General features: G+C 57.7%; 17 protein-coding genes and 1 pseudogene. 12 read left to right on the forward strand and 6 right to left on the reverse strand.

Annotated elements, in window-relative coordinates; all coding sequences use genetic code 11:
- The first annotated feature begins 2 nt into the window (after positions 1 to 2).
- The 3 genes from ACFQH2_RS19770 (at position 3) to ACFQH2_RS19780 (ending at position 1,397) form a co-directional block, all read left to right on the forward strand.
- On the forward strand, positions 3 to 491 hold the full coding sequence (locus ACFQH2_RS19770) for a hypothetical protein (RefSeq protein ID WP_377077259.1): 489 nt from the start codon (positions 3 to 5) through the stop codon (positions 489 to 491).
- Between the two features lie 59 nt (positions 492 to 550).
- The gene (locus ACFQH2_RS19775; protein WP_377077261.1) at positions 551 to 817 is read left to right on the forward strand and encodes a hypothetical protein; all 267 of its coding nucleotides are present in this window, start codon (positions 551 to 553) and stop codon (positions 815 to 817) included.
- Positions 818 to 998: 181 nt separating this feature from the next.
- Complete coding sequence (locus ACFQH2_RS19780) at positions 999 to 1,397, forward strand: hypothetical protein (RefSeq protein ID WP_377077263.1); 399 nt, start codon at positions 999 to 1,001, stop codon at positions 1,395 to 1,397.
- Positions 1,398 to 1,422: 25 nt separating this feature from the next.
- Here ACFQH2_RS19780 and ACFQH2_RS19785 read toward each other — a convergent pair whose 3' ends face one another.
- The 4 genes from ACFQH2_RS19785 to ACFQH2_RS19800 form a co-directional block, all read right to left on the reverse strand.
- Positions 1,423 to 1,902, reverse strand: a complete 480-nt coding sequence (locus tag ACFQH2_RS19785; RefSeq protein ID WP_377077151.1) for a hypothetical protein — start codon at positions 1,900 to 1,902, stop codon at positions 1,423 to 1,425.
- The gene (locus ACFQH2_RS19790) at positions 1,865 to 2,833 is read right to left on the reverse strand and encodes a PD-(D/E)XK nuclease family protein (RefSeq protein WP_377077153.1); all 969 of its coding nucleotides are present in this window, start codon (positions 2,831 to 2,833) and stop codon (positions 1,865 to 1,867) included. The genes ACFQH2_RS19785 and ACFQH2_RS19790 overlap by 38 nt, the downstream gene beginning before the upstream one ends.
- Positions 2,834 to 2,977: 144 nt before the next feature.
- Complete coding sequence (locus tag ACFQH2_RS19795) at positions 2,978 to 3,829, reverse strand: DUF4143 domain-containing protein (protein ID WP_377077270.1); 852 nt, start codon at positions 3,827 to 3,829, stop codon at positions 2,978 to 2,980.
- A 320-nt stretch (positions 3,830 to 4,149) separates the two neighbouring features.
- Positions 4,150 to 4,656, reverse strand: coding sequence for a hypothetical protein (locus ACFQH2_RS19800; protein ID WP_377077155.1), 507 nt, complete (start codon positions 4,654 to 4,656; stop codon positions 4,150 to 4,152).
- Between the two features lie 257 nt (positions 4,657 to 4,913).
- Between ACFQH2_RS19800 and ACFQH2_RS19805 the strand changes: the two genes are divergently transcribed.
- The 8 genes and pseudogenes from ACFQH2_RS19805 to ACFQH2_RS19840 all read left to right on the forward strand — a co-directional run bounded on the left by ACFQH2_RS19805 (position 4,914) and on the right by ACFQH2_RS19840 (position 19,147).
- Positions 4,914 to 7,319, forward strand: a complete 2,406-nt coding sequence (locus ACFQH2_RS19805; RefSeq protein ID WP_377077265.1) for a Piwi domain-containing protein — start codon at positions 4,914 to 4,916, stop codon at positions 7,317 to 7,319.
- A 53-nt stretch (positions 7,320 to 7,372) separates the two neighbouring features.
- Positions 7,373 to 7,567, forward strand: a complete 195-nt coding sequence (locus ACFQH2_RS19810; RefSeq protein WP_338739057.1) for a hypothetical protein — start codon at positions 7,373 to 7,375, stop codon at positions 7,565 to 7,567.
- A gap of 63 nt (positions 7,568 to 7,630) precedes the next feature.
- The gene (locus ACFQH2_RS19815; protein ID WP_377050995.1) at positions 7,631 to 9,751 is read left to right on the forward strand and encodes a phospholipase D-like domain-containing protein; all 2,121 of its coding nucleotides are present in this window, start codon (positions 7,631 to 7,633) and stop codon (positions 9,749 to 9,751) included.
- 5 nt (positions 9,752 to 9,756) lie between these two features.
- Positions 9,757 to 11,814 carry a DNA helicase UvrD gene (locus tag ACFQH2_RS19820; protein ID WP_377050993.1) on the forward strand — a complete coding sequence of 686 codons (2,058 nt, stop codon included), beginning with the start codon at positions 9,757 to 9,759 and terminating at the stop codon, positions 11,812 to 11,814.
- Complete coding sequence (locus ACFQH2_RS19825) at positions 11,811 to 12,713, forward strand: RecB family exonuclease (RefSeq protein ID WP_377050991.1); 903 nt, start codon at positions 11,811 to 11,813, stop codon at positions 12,711 to 12,713. The genes ACFQH2_RS19820 and ACFQH2_RS19825 overlap by 4 nt, the downstream gene beginning before the upstream one ends.
- Positions 12,710 to 16,166, forward strand: a pseudogene (locus ACFQH2_RS19830) (ATP-dependent helicase). Before ACFQH2_RS19825 ends, ACFQH2_RS19830 begins: the two are co-directional and overlap by 4 nt.
- A gap of 159 nt (positions 16,167 to 16,325) precedes the next feature.
- Positions 16,326 to 17,717, forward strand: a complete 1,392-nt coding sequence (locus ACFQH2_RS19835; protein WP_377050987.1) for an ATP-binding protein — start codon at positions 16,326 to 16,328, stop codon at positions 17,715 to 17,717.
- A 65-nt stretch (positions 17,718 to 17,782) separates the two neighbouring features.
- Positions 17,783 to 19,147, forward strand: a complete 1,365-nt coding sequence (locus tag ACFQH2_RS19840; protein WP_377050985.1) for a restriction endonuclease — start codon at positions 17,783 to 17,785, stop codon at positions 19,145 to 19,147.
- 463 nt (positions 19,148 to 19,610) lie between these two features.
- Here the strand turns inward: ACFQH2_RS19840 and ACFQH2_RS19845 are convergent, their stop codons facing one another.
- Complete coding sequence (locus ACFQH2_RS19845; protein WP_377077267.1) at positions 19,611 to 20,012, reverse strand: hypothetical protein; 402 nt, start codon at positions 20,010 to 20,012, stop codon at positions 19,611 to 19,613.
- A 302-nt stretch (positions 20,013 to 20,314) separates the two neighbouring features.
- On the opposite strand from ACFQH2_RS19845, the gene ACFQH2_RS19850 reads away from it, so the two are divergent.
- Positions 20,315 to 20,743, forward strand: coding sequence for a PadR family transcriptional regulator (locus ACFQH2_RS19850; protein ID WP_377050981.1), 429 nt, complete (start codon positions 20,315 to 20,317; stop codon positions 20,741 to 20,743).
- A 60-nt stretch (positions 20,744 to 20,803) separates the two neighbouring features.
- Here the strand turns inward: ACFQH2_RS19850 and ACFQH2_RS19855 are convergent, their stop codons facing one another.
- Positions 20,804 to 21,064 (reverse strand): hypothetical protein, encoded by a 261-nt coding sequence (locus ACFQH2_RS19855; protein WP_377077269.1) that lies wholly within the window; start codon positions 21,062 to 21,064, stop codon positions 20,804 to 20,806.
- Positions 21,065 to 21,423: the final 359 nt, after the last annotated feature.

The raw sequence follows: 21,423 nt of genomic DNA on the forward strand, positions 1-21,423 counted from the left end.
AGATGGCGAAGACGACTGAAGAGGCGTTGTTGGGAGAGATTGCCGACGATTTTCAGACGTATCTCCGGAAAGGCGTTCGATTCGATCGAGTCATCGGGTCGGCGCACGCGGATCTGGATATTGACGACATCGAAACGCTGCTTCGGATTCACTTCGTCTTGACCGATGCTGAAGACGACAGCTCGGAAGTCGGTGTCCTGGATTTTATGCGGCAATTGGAGGATCGGATTCGGCAGATGAAGACGACAACCGCTCCGGAGTCGTTCCAGTACCGTGGTGAGATCCGCGGACAGATCGACTGGCAGGGAACGGTGAAGACACGGGCGCGCGCTGGTCGGCTGGATGAGCCGCTGTTTGTGTGTATGCAGCCTGAAGAGCACTATAACATCGACGAGAATCTCGTGCTGAAACGGTTACTGACGATTATTCACGAGATCGTTACGGATGACCTTGCGTACGCGCTGGACAACCCGGAGGGTATGACTGGCTGAACGAATGGGTGATGCCGCACACAGGTGGAAGTGGTCGGGGTGTAGAGTCAGCAGCGGAGATGCTTGACCGGATTTACGAGCAGAACATCTACCTGCAGCGGATCAACGTCGCTGATACTGATATCACAGACAGGACCATCGAGTCAGTCAAGCGCTCGCGTTCGCAGTTCTATCAGGATGCAGCGGTCTTGCTGGATCGGTATCGGCAGTTGATGAACCACGAGTTGGACAGTACCGAAGCGCGCGATATCTTGAATCACACACTCATTGCGCCAGCGAACACGGACACGCTGTTCGGAACTGTACTGGGTGTTCCGCGTACTTGATTCGTACGAGGGCGTGGAGTATCGGGTGTTGACTGACAGTCGAGATAGTCCGTCGACGATCGCTACGTGGGAACAGGACGGGTCACGATTCGTCTTGTCTCACGATGCGACCGGTGAAAGGCTGTCCTTCAGTGAATCAATTGGCTCTGAAGATATCGAGCCTGACGGGTACTTGTACCGTATGAACGAGGTGCTCTCCCGGTGGCAAACGATCTCTGAGGATCTGCTTGGGCGTGGCGGCAGTGATTCACTGTGGGGCGGCCGTCCTGATATCGTTTTAGAGAGATACCGAGAGACAGAGGCTGGTGGGACGGAACTTGAACAAGTGTTCCTTGGTGAAGTGAAGTACACGCAGAATACCGACTATGTCGCAACTGGGCTCCGGGAACTACTGGAGTACATGGCGTTTGTCAAACAGTCGGGGACTGACGAGTACGTTGAGTCCGCAGAAGATCTACTGGAGTCAGTCGATGTCAAGGGGCTGCTGTTCGTCGACGAGTTAGCGCGCGAAACACCCGCTAACCGCGACGAAGACGTGAAAATCATTCAGTATCCGGAATCACCAGGAGCGGTGTTGTAAGCCTGCATGACACGAGCTTCGGAACTCAGTTTTGTTGGGGGTTCATTGTGATCTGGGTGTCGTAGACCTCCGCGACGGCGTCAGTGTAGATGTCGTCGAGGATAGCGATTAGTTTGGGGTTGTTAACGACGAGGTCAGTGAATCCTTCTTCGAGGGCCGCGATATAGGCCGCGAAAAAGTCATCATACTTGTCGGGGGTGATATCGTACTCTGCTGAGATCATATTGCGTTTGTTTCCGGTGAGACTGGCAGTATCCGGCAGCGTGGCCTCGATAGCATCGGCTTGCGCATCGAAGTGGTCAGAAACAGCATCGATGAACGGTTGATCATTAGCCCCCATGTTTCGGAAATACAGTGTGAGCGTGTTGTCTCGGAGGGCTTGCTCACGGTCGTTTTCGAGGCGGTGGTGGAATCCGATTCTGGCATCGTTCCGATTGTCGGGTCGCTCGTGGAGCACGTCTGAGAGGTCATCGGTGTGTCGCCACCAGCCGTGTTTGAAGATCATCCCCCAATCGGAACTCGTTGAGCGGAACCACCAGTCCCCGACAGCGTCGTTCAGAACACTCGAATAATACGTGGTAGTCGCTCTCCGAGCGGATCGATCCTTGATCGGCGGTTACGAGGCGGTCAGAAAGGCGAGAGGGCCAGTTATGAGAGAACGTCTCCCACTGGTTCTCGAATGTGGCCGTTACGTCAGCGATGGCCTCGTAGTGGTCGAGATACAGTTCGATCTTCTCGTCAACGTTGTCGGTGGGGTCTGACATACCTGTGATGGATCGAATATCGTCAGCGAATTCGTGAAGCTGTACGACTGTTCGTTGTGGGTACCGGGGTGCGTTATCGACAATAAAGTCGGTCAGGACGGTTTCGACGAAGGCTGTCCACGTCCAGTTACTGAATTCTGGATCGTTCGCGTCTGGTCGGTCCCCTTGATGTAGATAGAGATAGTACGCGCCAGACTCGTAGTCGTCCTTCGGAACACCGTCGATGTGCGTGACGTCCTGTCGATAGAACTCCGTTTGCGTGTCCTCAGCAGAGAATTTGAGTTCAACCAGAAGGAACCATTCGTTCGGTACTTGAATTGCCAGGTCGACGAATCCTGACGATACTGTTTCTCCGTCGGCCTGCTCAGTGAGCCGTACTTGATCGTCGACAACGACGTCTGAGAGATCGTGGATATCCTCCTCGAACCCACACGTGTCGGGTAGGCCATTGAGAAATACGCGGAGAAATTCCGAGTTCATCCGGTGTGGCTGCTCTGGGTTGAGGAAATATGCGAAGAGCCGGTTGATGTACACCTCGGCCTTCCGTTGTGTTCCTAACGAGTACTCGATCACATCCATCAGTGACCGAGGTGTCTCGGGAACCGCAGTGAGTTGCTCCCATCGGCGTGTGAACGTCTTCAACTCCCGCCGCAAGTCATCTGTCTCAGTCATTCCATCATCCCCGGACAACTCAACGTGGAGGTATAGGCGCTTTGCCGACAAACTGCGATGCTGGAACGAATACACCCTCTAAGAGGGCTTTGGAGCACGACTCGCATACGGAATAGGCCGTCGACATAGACGGCAGAGGCTTTCTCAGCAGATCAGTAAGAACAACCAGAACGGGAGATAGCAGATACTGGTCTCGTCTTTCTCGATGATCAGGGATTCGTCTTCTTTGGCTTCCTTTGGCAAGCTGTCGGTGATGACGAACCGGTACGGTGCTTGGTAGTCGAACTCTTGGAGTTCTTCACTGTCGGATTCGGTGTGCTGGCCTGATTCGGGGGTGAATTCTTCGGCGATTGTTTCGGCGTTGCCAGTGTGTGGGTGGTAGGAGAGGATGAAGGGGAGGACGTGTCCGTTGCGGTGGAGGATGTAGTCAACGAGGCCGGATTCGGTTTCGGTGTATTCGACGTCGTATGCTCCGACGTTGAAGGCGAGGCGTTTGGCGTGGTCGAAGGCGACGGTGCGGGCGAGTTTGTATTCGAATTCGTGGTTGAGTGTGTCTTGTTGTTCGTACGCTTCAGAGCCGTGGTGTTCCTGGCGTTGGGAGAGGAGGACGAGGTGGCGTGGGTTGCGGAGGTACAAGCGGGTGCGGCGGTAGCGTCGCAGGGTGTAGTCGTGGGATTCGGTGACGGCGATGCCTTCGTCGAGTACGTCGAGGTAGTTGTCGACGGTTCGCCTGTCGACGCCGATTTGGTCGCTGAGATCGGTGTACTGGAGTTCTTCACCGGCGTTGGTGGCGGCGATGGAACTGAGTCGGTGGAGGTTTCCGGGTTGTTGGATGGATCGGTGCTTGGCGAGTTCTTTGTAGAGGAAGAGGAGGAAGTGGGATTTTGAGAGGTCGTTCCGGATTGACGGGTCGTCTGTTTGGTGGAGGGTGCCGCCTGTTCGGAGGTATGTGCGCGCGGCGTCGTGGAGGTTGTTTCGGTCGTCCGCGTCGAAGATGTCGAAGCAGAGTTCTGAGAGTGTCTCAACAGCTGTGTCGAGACTGGTTTCCGAATTAGTTCCGGAAAGTCCGGTTCAGATTGTTTTGATCGGTGATGGGCCGTCTAAGTCGGGTGATTGGTATTGTTCGAGTTGGGTTCGGAATTCTTCAGTGAATGTGACGCCTGGGCCTTCGCCGGTTTGGACGGTGTCGATGAATTTCATCGGGAGGATGGGCCATGGGCCTTCGAATTCATCGATGGTGTCGGCGGTTTCGACGGTAGAGAGGTTGACCTGCGCGCGGACGTTGCCGGTTAGGAATACGTACGTATTGTCGTCGATCAGGTCGAGTAGCTCTGCTTTGCGGTTCTCGTCGAGGTCAAGGGCTTGGACGTCGTCGAGGAGAATGAATTTTGTCCTTGACGGGGTGCGACGTGGGTCTGGAAGTAGTCGATGACCTGGTTGAGGCGTTTGATGTCGTCGCCTGGGCGTTCCAGCTGATACAGAGAGTCTTCTAAGGGGAGATAGAGGATTTGTCTGGGGGAGAGTGCGGAGGTGAGTTCGAGGTCTTGGTTTTGGTGTGGGAAGTCTGTTGTGTCGAGGAGAGCTGCGATGAGTTGGTGGAGAAGCGTGGTTTTCCCGATGCCGGTTTGGCCGTGAATTGCGTAGACGAGACTCTCGACACCGTCAGTGTAGTGGGTGTTTGTTCCCTTGAGGACGCGGTGGAAATCAGAGCGTGGGGTGAGGTCTGCGGCCTGCGATAGTTCCGGGGAAGTGCCGTTACTCCACCACTGGTTATGATGTTCGGCGTCGTCGATGAATTCTTCTGCGGTCCCTGTCCCGAGCATAGGGCAGATTATTCTGCGCTAGTACAAATATTCACGCATCCTGATGTACCTATTTTCAATTCTATCATAAAACCTCTGTTCGCTGAGTTTGTGAGGCAGATTCTCGACCTCGTCGTTGTCCGGTGCTATCCCCGCAGCGTCCTCCAAATCGTTTGTAGGGCAGTTGTGTTGTTGTGTTTCGCCTAAAACTCAGTTTTCGTGTTTCAGATTCGTCTAGTGGAAATCTATTTATTCTGGGAGTCCGTTGGTCGGTACAGATGGCAGTGAAGGACGACATCGAGGATGGGGAACAGATCGATATCTCACTGCGCGTCACAGGGACTGACGAGTGGGACCACGACGCCATCGCTCGGAAAATTCAGTTGGTGGACGTCGAAGGAACGCCAGTGGAACTGACCGTGTTCCACAATAACGAGATCGCGGATTTCGAGTGGGAGGTCGGACGCTGGTACGTGCTGGAGAACGTGGTCGGGAACGAATACCGCGGCGAGATGCAACTCAACCCGGGGTATGACCTGATCGTCACGCCGCTCGACGAGCCACCTGCCGAAGCCGAGAGCGGCGGGGCGGAGAATACATCGGCTGCGGACGCTGGCGAATCTTCATCGGAGGCAGATTCAAGCGATGAGTCGGAGTTCGTGCGGGGGAGTGAAGTGACGAACGAGCCACGGCCGACGGCAGATGGTGGCGGTGAACTGTTACACCAACAGCCGTTGTCGGAGGGGAACTACCTGCTGCAGTTCGACCTCGGGGACCTGCCGGAACTCACCGTCCACGAATATGAACTCCGCGCAACCGGAAGCGGCGGGCTCAACCCGGATGACTTCACGAACGGGATCGAGGGGTTCACGGCGAAAGCAGCGAACTACTACCAGTCCCGGAGTAACAGTCCAGTCACGACAGCTGATGCGTCCCGGCGGCGTATCTACGCGACCGAAAAGATCCACAGCACGATCTCGATCCACGGGTACACCATCGAACCCATCCACCAAGGTGAGACGACCCTGGAGGCGCGCTCGTACACAGACGACGGACCGCTCCAAGAGTTCGTCAAGCAGGACGTGAAGCGTGCTGTTGCTGGTCGCTTCGAGGTGTCGGGAATCGATTCGATCATCGAGCCCACCCCGCAGCGAACCGCGAACAGCGGGTTGTTCAGAGCATATCGGAAGTATAAGTGCCGGATTCGTGTTGATGCTGACGGGACCGTGATTTGTGGCGTGAACGTCGCGTACCACTTGGAATCGACGTTCTCCGCTGCCGAGTGGGTTGAGCGTGGACACGACATCGCCGAGGTGACCGTCGAGCACGACACTGACCTGTACGACAGTGCTCGCACGGCAACGGTCAAGGAGGTCATCGATATGGACTACGATGATGTGCTGGATGGGCCGGGCGTCCCGATGTCGGAGTACCACGAGAAGCACGTCGAGCAGGACGTCATCGACTCGATGCGGGCTGGTGACCCGATCATCGCTGATCTGCAGTACGGGAGCGGTGATGATTCGATCTTCCCGCAGCTCTTGGAGTACTGTAAGGTCATCCCGACGTTCGAGCAGTTGGGCCGTGTCGATGACACGTTCTTGGATGTCATTCACAACGAGAGCCGGATGAAGCCCGAAGAACGGTTCAACGTCGTCACGTCGTTCGTGGATTTGCTCGGTCCGACGCCGTACTTCAGCTTTGACCCCGTCCCACAGCCCACGAACGCCGGGTACCGGGAGCACAAGACACCGAACACCCCGAACCTGCGGTTCGGAGGTGGAAATACGGGGTACTACGGGGCTGGCGGGCTGGAGCGGAAGGAGTACGGCGTGTACAAGGCTCCTGAGTCGTTCGACATCATCGCGCTGTACCCAGAAGATGAGGAGAGCGACGCACGGCCGTACGTGCTCACGCTGCTCAACAAGCTCGCAGACTACGATGCGGGTCCAACGGCGTTCGATCAGGAGACCTACGAACTCGGCTCGGAATTCCACTACTCCCAACACGCGCAGAAAGCGAGTGACTACGATGCGGCGCTGATCGTCGTCCCGGATGCAGACGAGGCCGCAGCGGCGGACTACGACGACCCGTATCCCGAGTTCAAGCGGCGGCTCGGACAACTCGGGGTGCCGAGTCAGATGATCTCCGTCGACAATCTCGGTAACGACAACTACCGTGGGAACATCTGCTCGTCGCTTATCGGGAAAGCGGGCGGTGTGCCGTGGCGTATCGACGACGTCCCTGGGGACGTTGACGCGTTCGTCGGGCTTGACGTGACGTACGACCACGCGACCAAGCAACACCTCGGTGCGGCCGCGAACGTCATCATGGCTGACGGAACGATCCTCGCGTCAGAGGCGGTCACGAAGCAGGCTGGTGAGACGTTCGGTGAGGACGACGTGGCGAACGTCATCAAACACGTCCTCGAAATCTTCGCCGAAGAGGAAGGCCGGCCTCCGCGGCACGTCGTGATTCATCGTGACGGGAAGTTCTACCTGGACGTCGAGAACCTCATCAACCGTCTCGACAAAGCCCGCGATCTCATCAAACGGTTCGCCCTCGTCGAGGTCCGGAAATCCGGGAACCCCGAATCGCAGCGTACGATGAATCGAATTCACGGTTCGATATCGCAGACAAAGGCATCGCCTTCCACGTCCACAACGGCGAGCACTCCTACCTGACCACAACCGGCGGGAAGGAGGGCAGCCCCGGCACGCCGCGGCCGTTGCAGATCGTGAAACGCCACGGGTCGACAGATCTCGACACGCTCGCGGAGCAAACCTACTGGCTGTCGGAAGCACACGTCGGTTCGCTGAGCCGGTCCACCCGGCTCCCCATCACCACGTACTACGCCGACAAGTGCGCCGACTTCGCCATGAAGGGCTACCTCACCAAGGGGAGCGTCATCCGCGGTGTCCCGTATATCTGACCATGCACCAGCACAGCCCCGCGCAACCACTCACGCACCCGTCAACACACCGGTGATCCTCGCATGACCAAGACAGAATTCGAAGCAACAGTCGAGTTCGATGACGGTAGCACCGCCGACTTAGAGATGGCTGCCGACAAATCATGGGATAGCTTCCTGAACTACTTCGGTGATGCCCAGCACGTTTACTGCGTCACGTACAGTCAGTCCCCCGCGTTCATCTACAAGATGTTTCAGAACCAGGATCTCGCAGTGGACTCGCTGGAGGTCATCGTCGGGGACAACCAGCACGACGATTACCGGCGGTCGCTGAAAAACACGAACAACGCGAAGAAAATCGCCGCGCAACTGGAATCGCTGCGCCAAGACGGTGATCTGCTCATCCACACCGTCGATTCCGCACGCGTTCTGCTTCACACGAAACTCTACATCGTCGAGAACCAGGACGGGTCACGTACACTCATCTGTGGGTCTGCGAATCTCTCCAAGCAGGCCTGGCAGGGGAGCAAACAAACCAACGTCAACATCGCGTGGCGTACCGATGGAGACACGCCCGTCGACGAGTGGTTCGAACGGCTCTATGCGTTCCACAAGGACTACGCGACGCCGTTCATGGAGGACCTCACTGAAGAGATCGAGGACGCTGAAACGGCAGAGGAAGAGGCAAAAATCTACGATATCTGGCTGGGCGGCGACGAGTTCAGTGATGACCCGGTCGCCGAGCTGAACGCACGGCTCGACGAAGCAGTTGACGACGACCAAGTCAACACGTACAACGTCGTCACCGACGCCGAAGAAGCAGAGAAAGCGGTGTTCGCCGCTGAAGATACGGACACCGATCCGACCGAGATTAGCCCGGACAAGCGTGTCCGTCTCTCCCCGCAGGGCCTCGAAGACGCTATCTCGAATCTGGACGACACGCTATCTGCCAATAACATCCGGATCAACGACGGTGAAATCGTGGCGACGCCAGCCGGTATCGCGCGGTACAAAGAGACCTTCACAGGGTATCCTGACCTCAACGTCGATAGAGACGAGAAAAATGTCGGATTGCGGATTGACGACTCCATCCTTGAACTAACAGCACCACTGCCGGACGATCCGCAGGAAGTCGCTGACGCACTCGACCTGATTCAAGACTACGTTGAAACTGTCGGCGAGTTCGGGGACACGCGAACGACGAAGGAGACGCGGGCACATTTCTACGAGGGAATTATCTACTTCTGCTGGGCTCCGTTCGCTAACTACTGCGCCCATCACTACGCCGAATACGAGTCCGCAGAGCTGGACAAGGACCTGCCGTTCCTATTCCTCCACGGTGACAACGACAGCGGGAAAGGTATGTTCCTGCGGTTCGGGGCGCGACTCATCTCGAATGGATACGTACAGGAAGTCACAACCGGTGGTGACTTCGTTAAGAACAATATCGAGCGTGCTCGGGCGTCAGACACCGTTTTCCCGTATATTGTAGACGACGTAGCGAAGTCGAAGATAGACCGGGACATCATTAAGTCATACTGGGAAGGTAAGTGGGACGGCACCATCCAGATGCCGACATTCATCTTCTCCTCGAACGATTCGACGAAACCCAAGTCCGAATTGCGTACTCGCATGAAGACGCTGGATTTCAACGTCAACTTCTCCGAACTGAAGAAGGACGAACGCGAAGCCGCCGCGCAGATCGCGGGGCAGGCAGACAGTTGTAACCTGTTCCCGTGGTTCGCCCACCTGTTCTTGCAGCGGGATATCTCGCTTCCAGACCAGTCGGATCGGCTCGCGGATGCTCGGGACGTATTCGCGGAGCTGTACGCGTATGCCGAGAAGGAACCGCCAGAGTACGTGCCGCTGGAGACACCCGCCGAGCAGGAGCACGATCCGGGACGTCGGAAGTGGATCAGTGCGCTGTCCGACGGGCTATGTGAACTGGATTTCAAGGACGATGGACGGATCGTCGCTGATTTCTCGGCACATCTGGACCAGCAGCAATGCTGGGAGTTCCAGAAGGCAACGCCAGCCCATATCCGGGCGGGTATTTACGGGCCGGCGGTCCAGTTTGAAAGCGCAACCAGGTTCCAGAATTGGATTGATGAGCCCAGTGTGATTGAAGATGCACGACGCGATACCGAGACAGCCGCTGACGACACCGGTGTGCTGTCTCGGGTCACGCGGCTCGTCCGAGGGTAATAGACATGTCTGATCACTCATCTCACCGGCAGTTCGACGAGACGTTAGTCACGGTACCGTTCGGGGGCGAAAACGTCGAACGGACAGCGCGAAACGAATACCGAATGCTTCTCGACGAGCACGATTCTGAGGATGTGCTCGTCATCACCGGTGCGCCGACGAGCGCAGACACGTTCCGTGAAGCGTTAGGTGAGGAACTGCCGGGCGCGGCGACGCCGTACGTGACGTCGTCAGTGGTGCACGCGACCGATGTCCTCAACCAGACCGATGACCGCGTCATTCTCTCCGACGCCCTACGACGGGAACTCCTGTACCGGTTCCTCGAAGACTACGAGTGGGACACGGAGTACCTCCAACGGGCGTCTGCACAGCCGTCGTTCATCGAGGACGTGGATGCCGTGATGGGCACGATCTCCTGGCAGACAGTCAGGCCCGACGATACTCCGGAACTCCGAGACATCACGACTGCGCTTGACGCGTTCCACGAGTGGCTCGCCGAGCACGGGCACATGGAGCGCGGGCAACTCATCTCGGAAGCGCTCGATGTCCTCACCGGGGATGCCCGCGACGAGGTCGTTGATTTCGACGCGGTGCTCGCAGTCGAGTTTGAGGAGTTCTTCCCGCTTGATCGCGCGTACCTCGACGCGCTTGCGGGAGACTGCGAGCTCGTCTGTGTCGCTGAAGAGCACGCGAGTGTGCGCCGCACCTGGGTCGAGACCGGGCCAGTCACGGACTACGTCTCGTTCAGTGAATCCCGACGTGGGGCATCGGGGACGCCGTCGACGCGACCAGCCGCGACGGCAGCCTATTTCGCCGACGAAACGGTCCCGGAAGATCCAGAATCCGGGTCGGTGTCCGTCCTCGCTACAGACTCCAGTGACGAACAACTCGCTGAGATTGCGAACGAGATTGAAGCACTCGTCGCGCAGCCGGACTGGGGGTACGACGACATCGCTGTCGCCACGAAGCAAAGCGGGAGCGCTGTTACAGACATTATCGAAGCGCTCGAAGGCACCGGGATTCCAACGGAATCGACAACCGTCACCGGGTTCGGTGACGACCCCGCGATTCGGGAACTCCTCGCGGCCGTTCGGCATCTCGCTGACGATGAAGGTGATGTACCCAACCACAGCCCGGAGCTCGATACGGACCGCTTAGACCGTGTCAGCGAGGCAGAGAGCCTCGAAGACGCGATTCGCTGGTGGGCAACGGACTCCGGGTTAAAAGAGCGGATCGCAGAGCGGGCGGCCCCGTTGGATGCACGGGCGCAGTTCGGGAACGTCCGACGGGCGTTCCGCATGGCCGAGTTCCTCGAAGAGACCGCGTTCGTAGATGCGACGTGGGAATCCTACAAGGAGATGCTCGAACGCGCCCACGAATACGCACCGCAGCAGAATCAGACTAGCGCGACGGACCTTGACGGCGGCGTCCGAGTCGATCACTTGCAAGCGATTAAGAACGAGGCCTTTCGCGCGGTCTTTCTCGTAAATCTCGTCGACAGTGAGTACCCAGGTGACCCGTTCTTGACACGGTTGTTCCCGAGCGAGCGGGTCGCGTCGATGCCGGACTATCCGGGTGTGACGGAACTGGATGGAGCGGATGTGGATGCGACGTTCCCGACGACGTCGACAGCGTCAGGCCGACCGTTCGCGCAGTACCACACGGAGCACGCGCGGCGACGGTTGGCTGTCGGTGCTGGCGCGGCGACAGAGCGGCTCTACTGTTGTCTCTACGAGTACGAAGACACGGCGCTCGAAGAGCGTACGCAGGCATCGCGGTTCCTCACAGCAGCGTATGAGGAGCTTCCGTGGGTGACCGAGGCCGCTGAGCCACACATTACGAGTGAGCAAGCGGCGGAGCAGTACTTGCTGTCGCGGGTTGACGACGCGCTCGCGGAGGTGCGCCGCGCGAACAGTCAGGACGTGACGGTATCGCTTGACGAGGTCGAAGCGGAACTCGGAGAGATTCAGGACCTGCTCGACCAGAGCGGCTCCCGAGGAGACGAGCTCCGAGAAGCGTTGCGTGCACGTGTCGAATTCGCTAACGGGGAGGTTCGGCGATGAGTTCGTCGCTCTCCCCGTCGCGGTTAGCGAACTACGCGACGTGCCCGCGGCTGTACGACTACCGCTACACGCAAGACGTGAACGCGCCGGACCGTACAGAACTGTATCTCAACCAAGGAACGATCTACCACGAGACTATCGAGGACGTGTGTGATGCGACTGACCGCGATGACGACCCGGAGACGATACACAACCGGGCGATGCAGGTCTTCGATGCGAAGTGGGACGAACACAGTACCCCGGACGACTACGAATCCGCTGCGCATCAGGAGTACCAACGAGCTGAGAACCGCGCTGCCATCGCGTCATTCTTCGATCCGGACGGCGGCGACGGGATCGAGCACGCTCGCTACTCGGTCGCCACGGAATGTTGGGTGGAGTGCGAAGTGGATGGTCGAGAACTCCACGGGAAAGCTGACAACGTCATCCGGACTGACGACGGGCTGCACATCTTCGACTACAAGCGAAACACGGACGGAGTTCTTTCGTCGGGAACGGCCGAGTACATTAGCGACCATCTCGACGGAGAGGCCCACGAACCGAAGCGGGTCCGGAACGCGTTCCAGACGGCGACATACGTCGAAGGCGTGAAGAACGAACCGTTCTACGAGGACGGGATGGCGGTTCGGTTCAGTTTTTACGGGATCCTCAACAGCACGTCGTTCGAGAGCACCCCGAGCGGATACGACGTGTCCGCGCGTGGCTGGCCTCGGGAAACCACGGAAATCTACGAGGAGCACTATGATACGATCTGGGCGCTCATCCGTGCCGCCCACGACGGCATCACGGGCGAGACGTACGAGCCGGAACCGCTCGACCTTATTACTGAGGAGGCGTGCCCGGACTGCGACTATCGAGAAATGTGTGCTGACCGACTGTCCACGGAGGTGCAACGATGAGCGACGAGTCCGAGTACCCGTCCTGGTTCCCGGTGCCGGAAGCAGACATCTCACCGGAGCCCCAACAGAAGTCGATTATCAACTCCGACGCGTACCCGATGCGTGTCCTCGCCGGTGCAGGGACGGGGAAGACGTTCACGATGGTGCGAAAGATCGAGCACCTCATCGACGAGGAAGACGTCTCGCCGGACCGGATTCTCGCGTTGACGTTCACGAACAACGCGGCGGACTCGATGCGGGAGAAGCAACGCGAAACTCGGGACAGCAGGGTACGACATCGACGCGTACACGTACCACTCGATCTGTAACGAGATCCTCACTGACTACGCCTACGAAGCCGGGATCGACCCGGATTTCGAGGTCGTCACCGACGCCGAGAAGTACGCTATTGTGCTGGATGTTCTGGACGACATCGAGTACCGGTCGGTCAAACCCAACGTGTACGGCAGCGACGGGTACGCGTCCGGAGCCGCGTCGAAGCTGCTCAGCTTTATCGGGTCGATGAAGCGCAGCGGCATCTCTCCAGACGACATCGACGCGTTCCTCGGGCCCACCGACCGCGTCTACGATCTCGCCGATCTCCCGGAGCGCATCGAAACGATTGCCAGCGATCATCTCGGCGGCCGGTCCGTGTCGAGCGTGCTGGACTCACTTCCCGATGTGCGCGATGAGCTCGCCGCGGAACGCGACGCATTGGGAACGGACGGGATCGAAGCCAGTGCTCGGGATTTCCTCGACCGGCTCGTCGATCTGTGTGATGCGCTTGAAACCGTGTTCGAGGCCCACGAGGATGGCGAGCGTGACCTGCCAGACAACGCGTACAAACTCCCGAAGTACCTGTTCGGAGGGTACGCAAGCGGTGCTCCGAAAGGGATCCCGGACGATCTGGATCTTGAACTCACGGACCACCTCGACTCGTTCGTTTCCGACTGTCTCACTGCCCGTGACCTGACGGCTGGGTATGCGGCGTACGAGCGAGAGCTGGACGAGCGCAATCTCCTTGACTTCGACGGCCTGGTAGTCGAGACAGCTGCGCTGATGAACTCTCCGATTGGCGAGGAAATCACTGACCGGTGGGACTACGTGTTCTGTGACGAGTTCCAGGACACCGATCGCCTCCAATTCGACCTCGTAACGTCACTCGTTACCGACGATAATCTGTTCGTCGTCGGGGACGACGATCAGGCAATCTACGAATGGCGCGGAGCGAACGTCGCCAACATTACCGACGAACTCGACCGCGCGTTCGCAGCGCTCACGGACGAACCGCTGGAGGAGAACTTCCGCTCCCGACAGCCGATCCTCGATCTGCGAACGAGGCGATTCAGAAACTCGATCGCCGTGAACGGCACAAGACGCTCACTCGTGTCGACGAACCCGCATACGACGGAGACACTGTCGCTACCGTCGAACTACCGGACGAAGACGACCACTCGGACGGTGCAGCCCAACTTCGTACCGTCGTACAGAATTTACTGAGCGGTGCAGCAGAAAATCTCGATGAGACGTACGATCCAGGCGACATAGCGTTACTCGTTCGGAAGCATGCCCACGCGACTCCTGTCATCGACGAATTCGAGGACGCTGGCATCCCATATCAGGTTGCTGGGGATTTGGCCACGGAATCAGTCGGCGTCGGAACCGTCACTGCCTACCTGAAGGCGCTCGCACGGCCGGAAGACGAGGTGAGCTGGAACCGCGTCCTCCTGATGCGGTACCGTCTGTGCGACGCAGACTTCCGTACGCTCAACGCGGGCGACGAGCCTCTCGTGGACACACTCCGGGAGACGCCACTCGACGAGTTCGAGGAGCCCGACCGCGTCGCAGAAGTCCGCAAGCACGCCACGGAACTACTCGAACTCCGCGACTCAGCGTCACTCAGTCACCTGTACCGCGAACTCACGGACCGCACGAACATCGAGTGGTATCTTAGCGAGCAAGAGCGCCGGGATCTCGCCCAACTGGAGGACGTCATCGAACAGTATGGGGATAGTGCCGTCCAACCGCCGCTTACCCCGGAGTTCATCGACTCGCTCGAACACTACGACTCTCTGTTCGACGAGAGTGGCACCACACCCACGAGTCAGCCGGATGTCGCCGACGACGCGGTCAACGTGATGACCATCCACAAAAGCAAGGGCCTGGACTTCCCGGTCGTCCTCATCCCACAAGTCACGGCTGATGAATGGGCCCCGAGCTCACGTACGTACGACGCGCTCGAAACCAGCCTCTCGGATGGCGCGGAAGCAGCGTTCGCGCAGGACTTCGTCGAGCGTGATGCCTGTGAGACACGCCGCGTGTTCCACGTCGGAATCACGCGTGCCGAGGACATCCTTGTCCTGCAGGGTGGCAGCGAGGAAGACGACGATGCTGCGGACGAGGATTCGGTTTCGGAAGTGGTCGGCGAGATTCTCCCATCTCGAATCCCATGGCAGCCAGAGCGAGGACAGCTCCCGCTCTGGACTGATGTTCAAGAGTGTCTCCCGGACGACGCAGTAGACTGGACGAACACGCTGGCCAGCGAGACTCTCGGAAATATCGGCGGTACCGTCAGGCACGATGGGGAAGATCTCGCGGTTGGGGTTGCGCGCGACCGCGTGCTAACCCTTGCAACGGCCACTCTCGATGGGAGTCTCTCACCGAGAGCCGAGCGGGAAATCCTCCAAGTTGCGTCGCTGACTGGCCCGTCGACACCGTCGCCATCGCTCTCTCACAGCTACACGTCGCTGGCGGCCTATGAAGAATGCCCGCGGAGTCATTATCTGGACTACGTGGTCAACGCGTTCCCCGACTATCAGGAGACCGCGGCCACGAGCGATGCGAAGGGAGGTGTATCGCAACGTGAGATCGGATTGCTGTTCCACGACACCGCTGAGCAAGCCGCGAATCAAGGGGTGAAACGTCGTGAGGAGTGGTACGAGATCTGCGAGCGACTTGCCAGTCAGCGCCGCGCTGACGACGCTCTCTCGGCGGCAAAACAGTGCATCGACCGGTACTTCGAGTTAGATCTCCCCAGTTACGAGATCATCGACGCGGAGCGAGTTCGAACTCACTATCGATGGGCACGAACTCGTCGGCTACATTGACGCCGTCTACCGGACGCCTGACGACGAACTGGTCGTCATCGACTACAAGGCGACCGAGCGTCACCGCGACTTGGAGGACGATAAGCAACTCCCGATCTACCTGTTAGCGTGCCGTGACCTGTACGATGAGCCTGTTGCACGCGCGGGATATGCCTACGTCGGTGACATCGGGCCGAAAGTCGAATCCCGAACGTTCAGCGATGGTGATCTGGAAGCAGTCAGAGATGACGTGACGTCGTCGATGAACGATATTGCGGAGTTCTCGTTCAGTCGGTACACTTCGGGTGAGCACTGCCGGTGGTGTCAGCACAACCAGCTGCCCTGCGCGCCGGCCTCCTTTACCGTCGGTACCGGGTTTGAGGAGTGAATAGCCGGCACCACGCGAAAACAGTTTCCCGTACATCTAGTTCCCATCTCGCCTGCATCCCTCGTCAGATTCGGTGTCTTGTTCGCGTGCAAGAATCACTCCGGTGGGGGTGGCCACCCGAATTCTTAAGTCATTATCGCAGTAATCATTATCCTAAGTATGACCTTCCACGACCGGGAGGAAGAACTCGATACACTCACCGCTGCGGTAGAATCCCCCGGTTCAGACTTCGTTGTCGTCTATGGCCGGCGTCGGGTCGGGAAAACGGAACTCCTCAAAGAATTCTGTGCTGACCGCCCCCACATTTACTTCCTTGCAGCGCAGGAAGCCGAGCATCGACAGCGCGAGAAGTTCCTCGACCAAGTTGCGGACTACTTCGACGAGCGCGTCCCTCGAATCGACAGTTGGGACGAAGCGTTCGAATACCTCGGGGAAAACCTCCAGCGAGAGGACCTTGTTGTCGTCATCGACGAGTTCCCGTATCTCGTCGAAGAGAACGACTCGCTTCCATCGTACGTACAAGCGTTCGTTGACCAGGCGCTCGATGGAACGGACTCGATGCTGGTGCTCTGTGGGTCGAGCGTGAGCACAATGGAGTCAGAGATCCTGGGTCACGAGAGTCCACTATACGGGCGACGAACAGCCCAACTCGACGTAACGCCGTTCTCCTTTCAACAGGCACGAGCGGTCATCTCATACAACATCGCGGACGCGGTTCGCTCGTATGCCGTCACAGGTGGCACCCCGATGTACCTCACCCTGTTCGACTACGACCAGTCGCTCGCGGCGAACATTCAATCACACGTCCTGTCACCGTCTGCGGTACTGTATAACGAACCCGAGTTCCTCCTGCGCACCGAGCTCCGAACCCCAGCCCGGTACATGAGCATCCTCGAAGCAGTCGCATTGGGCCATACGACACCGAACGAGATCTCCGGCGCAACGGGGATCGATTCGGGACCGCTCTCGAAATACCTACAGACACTTCGCCGACTCCGCCTCATCGAACGAGATGTCCCAATCACGGCCTCGGGGAAGAAATCAAAGCGGTCACGGTACCGGGTTGCGGACGAGTTCCTTCGGTTCTGGTTTCGGTATGTCGAGCCACATCGATCAAGTATCGAGGAAGCACCAGAGATCGTGTACGACGGGACGATTGAACCGGACCTCCCAACGCACGTCGCAACCACGTTCGAGGACGTGTGCCAAGAAGCCGTCTGGGAAGAGATTCGACGCGGCGAACTCGAACCGTACTCCGAAGTCGGTCGCTGGTGGTACGGAGAAGAGGAGATCGATATCGTCGGGCTGGCACCGAACGACGACCGAGTCCTCCTCGCCGAATGTAAGTGGACGACAGATCCGGTCGGGGAAGATCTCGTCGAGAGGCTGCGAGCAAAAGCAAAGCACGTCCGATGGGGACCGTCGGATCGAGACGAGCAGTTCGCCCTGTTCTCGAAAAACGGATTCGTCGACGGACTCGAAGCACAACTCGATGACTCGTGGTCCTTGTTTACTGTAGCGGACATCGACGACCTACTCACGCCGTCCTGAGTACTCTAACACTAATCGTAGGGAACAAATATATGACAGACAACCAATAATCAAAAAACAGCAAAATGCCTGTTCTGGACGATCTCTCTGGATTCGAGTTCGAGGACGTTATCGAGGATGTCTTCCGGAACCTTGGCTACGAGAACGTTCGGCAAGCTGAGCGGACGGCTGACGAAGGACGTGACATTCTCATGGAAAAGGTCGTCGATGGAACTCGCCGGGCTATCGTTGTCGAGTGTAAGCACACAGGAACTGTCGGGCGACCGGTGGTGCAGAAACTTCACTCGGCGATTGCGACGTTCGGGTTCAACGGGCCAAAGCGCGGGATGGTGGTCACGACTGGTCGATTCACTACCCCGGCTATCGAGTATGCCCAGCGACTCCAGCGGAATGATGACCCGTATCCGATTGAACTCATTGACGGTGAAGACCTCCGTGAAATCGCTGACGAAATCGGACTTGACCTCTACAACGGTCGAATCGAAATCCTGTGCGACGAAACGCTCAGGCCGTATGATTCAGCGACATCGGTGACTGCGCCTGTCAAAGAAGCATTCCAAGACATCGAAAATATCCAGTCATCGAAGCTTCCCGCGCCGTATTCCAACGTTACGTTCCGACCAGTCGTCGCTGTGACAGCGGATACGAACGCAGTCTTTGAAACGTCGGTTGGCGTGGTTCACCGGATCGACGAACGATCTCGGTTCGTTGTCCACGCTGACCGCGGACGCCCCCAAGCTGCGTCAGGTGACGTCTCAAATCTGGTGTTGGAGAACCTCCATGCGACTGTTGATCTCGACGCGGACCGGTTCGATAGTTTGTTCGATGCAGTTGATGAGCGGCGGTTCGGGCAAACCCAGACCGAATACAAAGACTGGGCCGTGCAACGACTCCGAGACCACCACACCACGACGGTCTCCTATACCGGAGACAACAACGTCACGTACACGAAAACGTGTGAACCGAATCGCTCCGATATTTCAGTACAGTCAATCGAACCGGTGTACCTGCCGCAGGTTCGGCACACGACGGACCTGCAGGAGTACTCGTATCCGTACGAGTATTTCGCAGCAGGACCATCACGCGTAGCGAGCGAAGACGAACTCCATCAATGCGTCCACTGCGACACAGCAGGCACCGACAACACCTACACGTACTGTGCGAACTGCGGAAGTATCAACTGTGACTCGCACATCAAAACCGAGCGACGGGAGGAAACACCGGTCTGTACTGGGTGTGCGGTAACTGAGCGCTTCGCGTTCAAAACGAAGTACTTCTACGACGAGGCGAACCGAGACGAATTCCGCGAACAGTACGCATCGATGCCGTTCTACGAGAAAGCGATGGAAAACACGCCGCTTACCGTCGGTACAGCCGTGCTCGTCATAATCGTACTTCTCGGACTACTTGCCAGCGTTGGGGGTGTCTGACGACATCTTCAATCGGCACGTCCAGTGTGGCGTGACATCCTCCCCGGCGTGAACAGTAGATGAGGATGACAAAATCTATAAAAAAGAGCAGCGCGAGTACCACGGGTCACCGCACCCGTGGGTGAAGCGCGTCAACTATTGTCCAAATGATTAAGTATCTCATACACGTTTGTTCGAGAACGACCAGAAAACGATACGCAAAGTATGGGATTGAAGACCTCAATTCTTTTGCTGGTCGTCCGATGGCATGAAAATGCGGCTCCTCTCAAAACCCGTCACGAGGCGGTGAGACGGGAGTTGTCGGGTCGTGGTGGAGCGACCGACCCTCACGGAGCAACGTTCGCTTCGGGTGTTTACCCGTGCCGGGCACGAGCCGTAAGGCGAGTGCGAGGGGGATTAAAGTCTGGTGCTGGTGCAGTGCAGCCTAAACCCGGACGCCACGGGCCACCGTGCCCGTGGTACTTCACGGAATTTTGGTGATGCAGAGTTCAAGACCGTCTTCGTTCTTCCAGACGAACAGGCGTTGTTCTTCGGCGAGAAGATCGAAAATACCGATCTGCATCCAGCTATACGGATATTCATGGTCGGTGTCTCTGATGTTGTCGTTCGGGTAAGAGAGCTTGCAGACGTACGTTTTCTGGAAGTATTTCTCAACCGCAGTGAAGTACCCCATTTCGACAAGAAAACCACCACAACGATGTTCTGCAACGCCAACGAGGTATGTTGCGAAATCAGCGATCAAGCGGAATTTCGGGTAGGAGTGTTCCCACTCTTCAGCAACATCTTTCATCAGCACGGCACGTGCACCAGGTCGATTATCGAGTTGATCTCGGACAGTTTCGCCGCTGTTCAGCTGCATCATCATAGCTCCCTAACACGAAATATGAGTCGTCGGTTGACCGGATTTCATTCAGTTCCGAGGCAGAATTCAGGATTGCTTCAGAAGTCTTCATAGGTGAATTCGAGGCCCTTGTAGTGGGCTTGAGCTTGTTCTGTGAGTTCACCACGAATATCGGTCGGTGTGGGGGTCACGTATGGCTGTCTGGTTCCTCGGAAGTGGATATAAAATGTGTGACCAGAACGTAGGAACACGAGGGGTTTCGCCCGCACTGTAGTATTTCGGTTTTCACCGAAACGCCTATCGGAACGGAGATACTATACTGACGTATGAGCCATCCCGACCCGGAACACGCCGATATCGATGCAGGGGTTGAAGAGGGGCTAAATACGCGGCGTGAAATGCTGGATATGGCCACGCAGAAGACGCGATTCACGCTCATCCAGGGCATCCTCAGCCACCCAGAGGAACTCCCGTCGCTTCGAGAGCTGGAGTTGATGAATCCGAGTCTCGGACGGACAACGATCCACGAGCACCTCGAGAAACTCATCGATGTCGGTGTCATCGAACGCGTCGAAAACCACGACACCAGCGACGACCCTGACATGCCTTCAAAATTCTATGGCCTCACCGATCAGGGTCGAGAGGTTCTTGAAGGGACAGGTCTGTTCGATGCACAGGAGACCCTCAAGCACTACTACAACAGTCTTCAGAAAGACGAAGAACACAGTCGCCACGAAAACGCCCCACGACCGTAGAACTGCTACGTGAACGGTTCTCTTTTGGTGCGTGTGAAATAGGAAAGAATCTACCGGACGTCAGTCATCGTCTACCTCCGACCGATACGTACTGCTATCGACCAGCCGATAGCTTACCCCGAACTCCGTCCGCAGCATCCTACAGTGTTCGAAGAGCTCCGCCCGCGTCGGGCCATCCGAACGGACGGTATTATCGTGGAAGACGAGTGCTGGCTCGGGGCCGCGCTCTCCCCGGAGGGTGAAGACGCCACAAACGGTGTCGTTGTCAGCTTCCATCGCGTCGACAGCATCGGCGATCGTCTCAGCTTCTGGAAGGGGCATCACGCTGACAGACCGTCGTCAGAATATCGTTCGCTCGAAGCTCCCGAACGACGTCCAGCGTCCGGATGTGGTACTGTGGGGCGTGGAGGCTCGCCCTATCCGGGGCAGCCCCGCGACAGTCAAGGAGATAGTGCGGATATTGATATGACAAGGTATCAGGTCGAATATCAAGTCGCTTGGCAATGGTCTCCAGCAGCCAATCGACTGTCCCTACTGGCACCACCTGCTGGACACGCGGATGAAGCGCATGGCACCCTCGCAGATGGGTGCGAATCAGGTCGGCGAGCCCGAGAACGCGTTGGCTCGGGTCCGTAATACCATCGTCTCGAGCAGGTGGGATGGTTTTCTCGGAGATATTC

Source organism: Natronoarchaeum sp. GCM10025703 (genome assembly GCF_042661985.1).
GTDB lineage: Archaea > Halobacteriota > Halobacteria > Halobacteriales > Natronoarchaeaceae > Natranaeroarchaeum.

Excerpts from the sequence above, each read along its gene's own strand:
- ACFQH2_RS19835 (WP_377050987.1), top strand. The coding sequence starts at position 16,326 with ATGACCTTCCACGACCGGGAGGAAGAACTCGATACACTCACCGCTGCG.
- ACFQH2_RS19805 (WP_377077265.1), top strand. The coding sequence starts at position 4,914 with ATGGCAGTGAAGGACGACATCGAGGATGGGGAACAGATCGATATCTCA.
- ACFQH2_RS19820 (WP_377050993.1), top strand. The coding sequence starts at position 9,757 with ATGTCTGATCACTCATCTCACCGGCAGTTCGACGAGACGTTAGTCACG.
- ACFQH2_RS19790 (WP_377077153.1), bottom strand. The coding sequence starts at position 2,833 with ATGACTGAGACAGATGACTTGCGGCGGGAGTTGAAGACGTTCACACGC.
- ACFQH2_RS19850 (WP_377050981.1), top strand. The coding sequence starts at position 20,315 with ATGAGCCATCCCGACCCGGAACACGCCGATATCGATGCAGGGGTTGAA.
- ACFQH2_RS19840 (WP_377050985.1), top strand. The coding sequence starts at position 17,783 with ATGCCTGTTCTGGACGATCTCTCTGGATTCGAGTTCGAGGACGTTATC.
- ACFQH2_RS19780 (WP_377077263.1), top strand. The coding sequence starts at position 999 with ATGAACGAGGTGCTCTCCCGGTGGCAAACGATCTCTGAGGATCTGCTT.
- ACFQH2_RS19800 (WP_377077155.1), bottom strand. The coding sequence starts at position 4,656 with ATGCTCGGGACAGGGACCGCAGAAGAATTCATCGACGACGCCGAACAT.
- ACFQH2_RS19815 (WP_377050995.1), top strand. The coding sequence starts at position 7,631 with ATGACCAAGACAGAATTCGAAGCAACAGTCGAGTTCGATGACGGTAGC.
- ACFQH2_RS19825 (WP_377050991.1), top strand. The coding sequence starts at position 11,811 with ATGAGTTCGTCGCTCTCCCCGTCGCGGTTAGCGAACTACGCGACGTGC.
- ACFQH2_RS19785 (WP_377077151.1), bottom strand. The coding sequence starts at position 1,902 with ATGATCTTCAAACACGGCTGGTGGCGACACACCGATGACCTCTCAGAC.
- ACFQH2_RS19845 (WP_377077267.1), bottom strand. The coding sequence starts at position 20,012 with ATGATGATGCAGCTGAACAGCGGCGAAACTGTCCGAGATCAACTCGAT.
- ACFQH2_RS19855 (WP_377077269.1), bottom strand. The coding sequence starts at position 21,064 with ATGCCCCTTCCAGAAGCTGAGACGATCGCCGATGCTGTCGACGCGATG.
- ACFQH2_RS19775 (WP_377077261.1), top strand. The coding sequence starts at position 551 with ATGCTTGACCGGATTTACGAGCAGAACATCTACCTGCAGCGGATCAAC.
- ACFQH2_RS19770 (WP_377077259.1), top strand. The coding sequence starts at position 3 with ATGGCGAAGACGACTGAAGAGGCGTTGTTGGGAGAGATTGCCGACGAT.